Here is a 3,600-nt window from a genome sequence, read left to right as displayed (position 1 = left end):
GGGCGTTTGCCGGGATATTAGCCTGACGATGTCCTACTTTCACACGGGAATCCGCACTATCATCGGCGCTGAGGTGTTTCACGGTCCTGTTCGGGATGGGAAGGGGTGGGACCACCTCGCTATGGTCATCAGGCTTGACTGGTTGCCATGCTGATTTCTGGATCAGCACAGCCAATTCGATAGAGTCGTTTCAGCGTATTGATTGCGTCGCCGTCTTGGCGAACAACTTGAATACCGTGTCTTTGACCGCTTGGTCAAAGTTATAGGGTCAAGCCTCACGGGCAATTAGTACTGGTCAGCTTAACACGTCACCGTGCTTCCACACCCAGCCTATCAACGTCCTGGTCTCGAACGACCCTTCAGGGGGCTCAAGGCCCCGGCAAGACTCATCTTGAGACGAGTTTCCCGCTTAGATGCTTTCAGCGGTTATCTCTTCCGCACTTAGCTACCCGGCAATGCCACTGGCGTGACAACCGGTACACCAGAGGTGCGTCCACTCCGGTCCTCTCGTACTAGGAGCAGGCTCTCTCAATCTTGCAGCGCCCACGGAAGATAGGGACCAAACTGTCTCACGACGTTTTAAACCCAGCTCACGTACCTCTTTAAATGGCGAACAGCCATACCCTTGGGACCGGCTACAGCCCCAGGATGAGATGAGCCGACATCGAGGTGCCAAACACCGCCGTCGATATGAACTCTTGGGCGGTATCAGCCTGTTATCCCCAGAGTACCTTTTATCCGTTGAGCGATGGCCCTTCCATACAGAACCACCGGATCACTTTGTCCTGCTTTCGCACCTGCTCGACTTGTCAGTCTCGCAGTCAAGCACGCTTATGCCAATGCACTACCAGCACGATTTCCGACCGTGCCTAGCGTACCTTCGAACTCCTCCGTTACGCTTTGGGAGGAGACCGCCCCAGTCAAACTGCCCACCATACACTGTCCCCAACCCGGATCACGGGCCAAGGTTAGAACCTCAAACACACCAGGGTGGTATTTCAAGGACGGCTCCACCTGATCTGGCGACCAGGTTTCAAAGCCTCCCACCTATCCTACACAGATCTGTTCAAAGTCCAATGTAAAGCTACAGTAAAGGTTCATGGGGTCTTTCCGTCTTTCCGCGGGGAGATTGCATCATCACAAACATTTCAACTTCGCTGAGTCTCTGGAGGAGACAGTGTGGCCATCGTTACGCCATTCGTGCAGGTCGGAACTTACCCGACAAGGAATTTCGCTACCTTAGGACCGTTATAGTTACGGCCGCCGTTTACTGGGACTTCAATCAAGAGCTTGCACCCCATCATTTAATCTTCCAGCACCGGGCAGGCGTCACACCCTATACGTCGACTTTCGTCTTTGCAGAGTGCTGTGTTTTTAATAAACAGTCGCAGCCACCGATTCTCTGCGGCCTCATTGGGCTCCATCCGCGAGGGACTTCACCTACTAAAGGCACACCTTCTTCCGAAGTTACGGTGTCAATTTGCCGAGTTCCTTCTCCAGAGTTCTCTCAAGCGCCTGAGAATACTCATCACGCGCACCAGTGTCGGTTTGCGGTACGGTCGTCAATAGCTGAAGCTTAGTGGCTTTTCCTGGAAGCAGGGTATCACTCGCTTCGGCCGCAAGCGGCCTCGTTATCACCTCTCACCTCAGCCCTGCGGATTTGCCTACAGGGCATGGCTACGGGCTTGAACCGGGACATCCAACACCCGGCCGAGCTAACCTTCTCCGTCCCCACATCGCACTATTGATCGGTACAGGAATATTGACCTGTTTCCCATCAGCTACGCATCTCTGCCTCGCCTTAGGGGCCGACTCACCCTACGCCGATGAACGTTGCGTAGGAAACCTTGCGCTTACGGCGAGGGGGCTTTTCACCCCCTTTAACGCTACTCATGTCAGCATTCGCACTTCCGATACCTCCAGCACCCTTCACAAGGCACCTTCACAGGCCTACGGAACGCTCTCCTACCACTTGCACTTGCGTGCAAATCCGCAGCTTCGGTAACTGGCTTGAGCCCCGTTACATCTTCCGCGCAGGACGACTCGATCAGTGAGCTATTACGCTTTCTTTAAATGGTGGCTGCTTCTAAGCCAACATCCTGACTGTTTTAGCCTTCCCACTTCGTTTCCCACTTAGCCAATTTTGGGGACCTTAGCTGGCGGTCTGGGTTGTTTCCCTCTTGAGTCCGGACGTTAGCACCCGGTGCTCTGTCTCCCAAGCTGTACTCGCCGGTATTCGGAGTTTGCAATGGTTTGGTAAGTCGCCATGACCCCCTAGCCATAACAGTGCTCTACCCCCGGCGGTAATACTTGAGGCACTACCTAAATAGTTTTCGGAGAGAACCAGCTATCTCCAGGTTTGTTTAGCCTTTCACCCCTATCCACAGCTCATCCGCTGGTTTTGCAACACCAGTCGGTTCGGACCTCCAGTGCGTGTTACCGCACCTTCATCCTGGCCATGGATAGATCACCTGGTTTCGGGTCTACACCCAGCGACTGAAGTTCGCCCTGTTCGGACTCGGTTTCCCTGCGCCTTCCCTATTCGGTTAAGCTCGCCACTGAATGTAAGTCGCTGACCCATTATACAAAAGGTACGCCGTCACCCTTGCGGGCTCCGACTTTTTGTATGCATGCGGTTTCAGGATCTATTTCACTCCCCTCCCGGGGTTCTTTTCGCCTTTCCCTCACGGTACTGGTTCACTATCGGTCGATTACGAGTATTTAGCCTTGGAGGATGGTCCCCCCATCTTCAGACAGGATTTCACGTGTCCCGCCCTACTTGTCGCACGCCCAGTTCCACCACCGACTTTTTCCATACGGGGCTATCACCCACTGTCGCCGGCCTTTCCATGCCGTTCTGGTAAGTCGATGGCTAAAACGTGCAGGCTCTTCCGATTTCGCTCGCCACTACTTTCGGAATCTCGGTTGATGTCTTTTCCTCGAGCTACTGAGATGTTTCAGTTCACCCGGTTCGCCTCCATGCCCTATGTATTCAGACATGGATACCCTTGCGGGTGGGTTTCCCCATTCGGAAATCTCCGGATCAAAGCTAATTTGCCAGCTCCCCGAAGCTTATCGCAGGCTATCACGTCCTTCGTCGCCTGTAATCGCCTAGGCATCCACCACATGCACTTAGTCGCTTGACCCTATAACTTTGACCTCAACTGGGTGTTGAGATCGTCAAGGACTGCAGCCAACCGCAGTGACTGACCGCGGTGACTGTTTGAGTATTCGCGTTGTTGCCGTTCTTCATGACTTTCTGTGTACTGCCCTCTCGGACAGCATCAGAAGCTGAAGTTTGGTGACGCAATCAATAACTGCTGTCGTACCGGCCTCTTGCGAGGCGTTCCGTCAGCAGCGCTGATTCGACTCTATGAATTGTTAAAGAGCGGTGTGACCCAAAAAGATCGCACAGGCCAATCTGCGTGTTGCTCATTGCAGACTCGCCTGTGCGTTCGACTTGAAAAGCCAAACTGCCTCAAAACCTACAGCCGATAAGTGTGGACGCCCGAAGACCGCTGTGTGCGGCACTCTGAATCTCTAGAAAGGAGGTGATCCAGCCGCACCTTCCGATACGGCTACCTTGTTACGACTTCACCC

General features: G+C 53.8%; 3 rRNA genes. All 3 read right to left on the bottom strand.

Annotation, left to right across the window (positions count from 1 at the left end):
- Positions 1–20 precede the first annotated feature (20 nt).
- Positions 21–133: ribosomal RNA gene (gene rrf, locus FJ694_RS36075) — 5S ribosomal RNA — on the bottom strand.
- Positions 134–264: 131 nt separating this feature from the next.
- Positions 265–3,146 (bottom strand): 23S ribosomal RNA (locus FJ694_RS36070).
- A 398-nt stretch (positions 3,147–3,544) separates the two neighbouring features.
- Positions 3,545–3,600, bottom strand: a 16S ribosomal RNA gene (locus FJ694_RS36065); the annotation flags it as partial.

Origin of the sequence: Azohydromonas aeria, assembly GCF_009760915.1 — a bacterium.
Classification (GTDB): Bacteria; Pseudomonadota; Gammaproteobacteria; order Burkholderiales; family Burkholderiaceae_C; genus Azohydromonas; species Azohydromonas aeria.
This window is presented reverse-complemented; position numbering and strand designations above follow the sequence as displayed.